6 protein-coding genes and 1 pseudogene are annotated in these 5,273 nt (G+C 72.1%); 4 read left to right on the forward strand and 3 right to left on the reverse strand.

The features are described from left to right. A pseudogene (locus QZ772_RS03885) lies at window positions 1–247 on the forward strand (hypothetical protein); the annotation flags it as partial. 17 nt (window positions 248–264) lie between these two features. Here the strand turns inward: QZ772_RS03885 and QZ772_RS03890 are convergent. From QZ772_RS03890 to QZ772_RS03900, 3 genes are read right to left on the reverse strand one after another with little or no spacing between them, the layout of a single operon-like run. Beyond that, entirely contained in the window at window positions 265–1,494 is a 1,230-nt protein-coding gene (locus QZ772_RS03890) for a beta-ketoacyl synthase (RefSeq protein ID WP_295523215.1), read from the reverse strand. A 34-nt stretch (window positions 1,495–1,528) separates the two neighbouring features. Beyond that, window positions 1,529–1,813, reverse strand: a complete 285-nt coding sequence (locus tag QZ772_RS03895; protein ID WP_017759844.1) for an acyl carrier protein — start codon at window positions 1,811–1,813, stop codon at window positions 1,529–1,531. Between the two features lie 3 nt (window positions 1,814–1,816). Beyond that, on the reverse strand, window positions 1,817–2,656 hold the full coding sequence (locus QZ772_RS03900) for an alpha/beta fold hydrolase (RefSeq protein ID WP_295523218.1): 840 nt from the start codon (window positions 2,654–2,656) through the stop codon (window positions 1,817–1,819). Window positions 2,657–2,830: 174 nt separating this feature from the next. Here QZ772_RS03900 and QZ772_RS03905 point away from each other — a divergent pair, with 174 nt between their 5' ends. The 3 genes from QZ772_RS03905 to QZ772_RS03915 all read left to right on the forward strand — a co-directional run. After that, window positions 2,831–3,508: a response regulator transcription factor gene (locus QZ772_RS03905; protein ID WP_295523220.1), complete on the forward strand. Its 678-nt coding sequence runs from the start codon at window positions 2,831–2,833 to the stop codon at window positions 3,506–3,508. A gap of 64 nt (window positions 3,509–3,572) precedes the next feature. Next, the gene (locus tag QZ772_RS03910; protein WP_295523224.1) at window positions 3,573–4,979 is read left to right on the forward strand and encodes an ATP-binding protein; all 1,407 of its coding nucleotides are present in this window, start codon (window positions 3,573–3,575) and stop codon (window positions 4,977–4,979) included. A gap of 20 nt (window positions 4,980–4,999) precedes the next feature. Then, window positions 5,000–5,273 (forward strand): LysR family transcriptional regulator (locus QZ772_RS03915; protein WP_295523222.1); only part of this gene is annotated, 274 nt, incomplete at its 3' end.

The following is a 5,273-nucleotide window of genomic DNA, read 5'->3' on the forward strand; positions in this document are numbered from 1 at the left end:
GTGCGCCTTCCTGATCCTGCGCGCCGATGCGCCGCAGGAGACTTCGGGAATCGAGGCAATGCTGGCGGCTGCGGGTGTCGCGCGGCAGAAGCTGCCCGAGCACTACTTCCTGGTCGGGGAATTTCCCACGACGGCCTCCGGCAAAGTCCGCAAGGATGTACTCCGTGCCCAGGCTCGGGAGGGCGCCCCGCCCTTCCACAGCCAGCCCCCCGCGCGGATGGCCGATGCGGGAGATGGCAGGGCGTAGCGCCGACGCTGGCCGCCCTACCCCACCCGGCTTGCGATCAAGACCGCGTTGGTCCCGCCGAAGGCAAAGGCGTTGGACATCACATGGCGGATGTCGCCGTTGGCGCGTGGCGCCAGGCCGTGCACGAGGTCCACGCCCAGGGTGGAGTCGGGCGCCGTGGCGCTGGCGGGCAACTGGCCCAGCGCCATGGCGCGCAGGGCGCACAGCAGTTCGATGGCCCCGCCGCCGCCCATGATGTGGCCGTGCAGCGCCTTCGTGGCACTCACCGGCACGCCGCGCGCGCCGAAGATCTCGGCGAGCGTGGCGGCCTCGGCGGCATCGCCGGCGACGGTGCCGGTGCCGTGCGCATTCACATGGCCGATGTCGCTGGCGGCCAGACCGGCGTCGGCCAGCGCGGCGCGCACGGCGCGCACCTGGCCTTCGCTGTTCGGGTTGCTGATGTGGCTCGCGTCGCAGCTGGTGCCGTAGCCGGCCAGCAGCGCCTGCACATCCACGCCGCGGCGTTCGGCCGAGGCGACCGATTCGATGATCACCGCGCCCGCGCCCTCACCGAGCGCGAAGCCGGCACGGTCGGCCGAGAAGGGCCGGCAGGTGTGGGCGGCATGCGCCTCCAGCGGGGCCAGCACGCGCATGGCCTGCCAGCTGGCGATGACGCCCGGTGTGAGCAGGGCTTCGTGGCCGCCGGCGATGGCCACGTCCAGCCAGCCGCCGCGCACGGCGCGCATGGCTTCGCCGATGGCCACCGCCGACGAGGCGCAGGCGCAGGCATAGCCCACGGCCGAGGCGCGTGCGCCGAAGGCCAGCGCCAGCTCGGCCACGGCCGCATTGGGCATGGTCGTCAGCACCGTGGTGGGCCGCAGGCGGCGCTTGCGGCCGTAGAGCTGCTCTGTGGACTGGTCGAAGCTGCTCGCGCCGCCCATGCCGGTGCCCCAGAACACACCCAGGCGCTCGGGCGCCGGCTGGCGGCTGCTCTCGAACAGGCGCGACTGCTCCGCCGCCTCGAAGGCGGCGCTCAGGGCCATCGCCGTGCCGCGATCGAGCGTCACGCCCGAAGGGGCGCGGCTCTTGCGGTCGTCGAACTCGCTGCAGGCCGCCACGCCGACGGTGAAGCGCTCCACCCCGTCGATGACGACCTCGCGCGGCGCGATGGCGCACTGGTTGGCGGCCAGCGCCCGGTCCAGCGCCTGGACGCTGGTGCCCAGCGAGCTGACCACGCCCACGCCGGTGATGGCGACGGGCGTGCTCACAGCGTCACCTCGGCCCGGCCGGCGGCAAGGGCATTCATGCGTGGGCCGGCGTGGCGCCGCCGGTCTGCTGCTGCTGTGCCATGTGTGCGTCGATGGCGTCGCACAGGTCGCCAAGGGTGATGCCGGCTTCGCGCGGGTCCAGGCGCTCTTCCGGCAGGCGCAGCTTGAGGGCGTCCTCGACCGAGAAGATGAACTCCATCAGTGCCAGGGAGTCGAGGCCCAGGTCGGCCAGCGGAACTTCGGGGCGCAGCAGGGCCGGGTCGCAGCGGTGCTCTTCCTGGGCGATGCGGGCGATGGTCTGGAAGGTGGTCGACGGCATGGATCAGCTTTCGATGGAGGTGGAAGGAGCGCGGCCCTCGGCCACGGCGCGGGCGAACTCGATCGTCTCCTCGGCCACTTGGCGGCGGTCGTTGTCGATCGAGATCATGTGATAGCTGTTCTCGAGCACCACCGTGTGCAGCGGCGCATGCTTGAGGCCCTGGGCGAGCAGGTCGATGTTGGACAGGCTGGCCACCTCGTCCTCGCGGGCATGCAGGGCCAGCACGGGGCAGCGCACGCGGTCGAGGCTGCGGCGCACGGCGCGACGAAGACGGTCGTATTCGCGCAGGTGGGCCACGCCGATGGCGGCGCAGCCGGCGCGGGAGATCTGCCGGTCCTTGAGCTCCTGCTCGATCCATTCACGCACGCGCTGGTTCTTGACGCCGTAGGGCGCCCGTTCGCGGTAGCGCCACAGGCGGCCCAGCGGCGTGTACAACGCCAGCGGCAGCAGCCAGCGGCTGCGGCCCACGCTCCAGCCGTCCATGCGCAGCGTGGTGGACATCAGCACCACGCCCGACACCGCCTGGCCCAGCCGCGCCACGGCGGCCAGCGCCAGCGCGGCCCCGGCCGAGATGCCGGCCAGCAGCACGGTGCCGTACTGCTGCCTGAGCTGCGCGAACTCGGCGCACACCCGGTCCACCCATTGGTCGAAGCCGGTGCTGCGCTGGCCGTCGGCATCGAAGGAGTAGCCCGCGATGTGCGGCGCGCTCACATGCCAGCCGCTTCGGCGCAGCGAGGACTGCAGATGCAGCAGTTCGTCGGACGTGCTGCACAGGCCCGGCAGCAGAAGCACGGCGCCGCGCACGGAAGGGGCAGCAGCGTCGGACAGGAAGGAAACGGTCATCGTCGGCTCCACGGACTCCTGCCTCGTGCGGGCGGACCATCCGTTCATTGGGAGCGCAGGTTACGCAGCGGTGCCTGAAGAAAGTCCCAAGAAATCCTGAAGAGTTCTTCAGGCGGAAAACAGGCCTGCAAAGGCATACTGCCTGCCCCATGTGCCCGCCATTGCCCACTCCCGATGCGCATCCTCCTGGTTGAAGACGACCGCAAGGCCGCCCGCGTGCTGGCGCGCGGCCTGCAGGAGGAGGGCTTCGTGGTCGACGTGGTCCATTCGGCCGAAGAGGCGGACGAGGAGGCCTTCGTCACCGCCTACGGTCTCATCGTGCTCGACCGCATGCTGCCCGGCCAGGACGGCCTGGGCTGGTGCCGCGCCCTGCGCGAGCGCGGCGTGACCACGCCCGTGCTCATGCTCACCGCGCGCGACGCCCTGGTCGACCGCGTGGAAGGGCTGAACTTCGGTGCCGACGACTACCTCACCAAGCCCTTCGCCTTCGACGAGTTGCTGGCCCGTGCCCGTGCGCTGCTGCGGCGCTCGGACCTGGCCCGGCCCTCCGTCCTGGTGGTGGGCGCCCTGCGGCTCGATCCGCTGAGCCATGCCGTGACCGGTCACGGCCAGCCCATCGATCTCACGCAGAAGGAGTTCGCGCTGCTGCACATCCTGATGCGCCATCCGGGCGAGGTGGTCAGCCGGGCCCGCATCGCCGAGCAGATCTGGAAGGACGACCTGCTCGCCATCGACAACCTCATCGACGTGCACATGGGCAACCTGCGGCGCAAGCTGGAGGGCATCGCCGACCCTTCCATCGTCACCGTGCGCGGGCGCGGCTTCCGGCTCGACGTGGGAGCGGCCGCATGAGCGCGCCGGGCCGCTCCCAAGCACGAATCCCCGAACGCCGTGCGCGGAGGGTCGTCCAGTGAGCATGCTGAGCTTCCGCCGACGCCTGGCGATCGTGCACTTCGCCGTCGTCTCGCTGGTGATGGCCGTGGTGGCGGCGGTGGGCATCTGGGCCTTCTCGACCGACCTGCGCGGCGACCTGGACGACGCCATACTGGCGCTGGCCGAACTGGAGTCCGGCATGCTCGCGGTGTCCGAGCCCGGCACGCCTGCCGTGGTGCACGAGGCGGCGCGCAACCGTGGCCCTTCGTATGCGCGCGTCGACCGCCTGGTGCAGGTGCTGGACAAGGACGGCCAGGTGGTGGCGCGCAGCGCCAATCTCGGCTCGGCCACGCTGCCCGTGCCGGCAGACCTGCGGGCACAGCTGGTGGGCGGTGGGCCGGTCTACGAAGACCTGGATCGCTTTGCCGGCGAGCAGACGCGTGTGGTGTCGGTCCCTGTGCCCAACCGGCCCGACCTGCTGGCGGTGCAGGTCGCGGCCTCGCTGGAGGACCTCAACCACGCGGTGGCGAGCGCCGGCGTCATGATGCTGCTGCTGACCGTCGTGCTGATCCTGGCGCTGGGCATCGCGGGCGAGCTGCTCACGCGCCGCGTCTTCAATGCCATCGACGACATCGTGGAGCAGGCCCGCCGCATCGGCCAGCGCAACCTGGCCAGCCGGCTGCCCCACCCCGGCGTGCCCGACGAGATCGGCCGCCTGGTGGACACGCTCAACGAGATGCTCGACCGCCTGGAGCGCGGCATCGAGGCCCAGCGCAACTTCACGGCCGATGCCTCGCACGAGTTGCGCTCGCCGCTGTCGCGCCTGCGTGCCGAGCTGGAGATCGCGCTGCGCCGTCCGCGCGATGCCGCGAGCTATGTGGAGACGCTGCATTCCGCACTCGACGAGGTGGAATCGCTCACCCTGCTGGTGGAGGAGCTGCTGGTGCTGGCCCGGCTCGACGCCGGCCAGGAGCGCGGCGAGATGGAATCGCTGTCGCTGGCCGACCTGGTGCGCGAGACGATGCGCCGCATGGCCCCGGTCGCGCGCCAGCGCCAGGTGGCCCTGACGGTGAACGAAGGCGCCGATGTGCAGGCCGTCTCGGCGCGCGTGCCGGTGCAGCTCGCCCTGACCAACCTGATCGACAACGCGATCAAGTATTCGCCGCAGGGCGGCGCCGTCACCGTGAGCCTGCTGGCCGACGCCACCGCCCGCGAGGCCATCGTGCGCGTGACCGACGACGGCCCCGGCATCGAGCCGAGCGACCTGCCCCACCTCTTCGAGCGCTTCTACCGCGGCGCCCGCGCCCGTGAGGCCGCGGCCGGCCTGGGACTGGGCCTCTCGCTCGCACAGGCCGTGATGCATGCGCATGGCGCGCGGCTGGAGGCCGGCAACGCGCCTGGGGGCGGGGCGCGCTTCGACCTGCGGTTGCCGATGGTGGCGGCGGCCTGAGCCGCTCGTCCGGTACCGCCGTGACCGAGCGCGTGGCGCCCGCGCCCACCCTGCGGTCGCTGCGCGCGGCCGTGGCGGTGGCAGCGGCCGGCAGTACCACCGCCGCGGCAGGAGCCTTGCACCTGTCGCAGCCGACGGTGGCCCGCGCCATCGCGCAGCTGGAACAGGCCCTGGGCCTGCCCCTGTTCGAGCGCAGCCGCCAGGGCATGCGGCCGACCGGGCAGGGCACGCCGCTCTTCGGCCGCATGCGCGAGACGCTGGCCCACCTGGGCCGCGCGGATGCGGCCGAAGAGC

This window comes from uncultured Pseudacidovorax sp., from assembly GCF_913773995.1.
Lineage (GTDB): Bacteria > Pseudomonadota > Gammaproteobacteria > Burkholderiales > Burkholderiaceae_C > Xenophilus.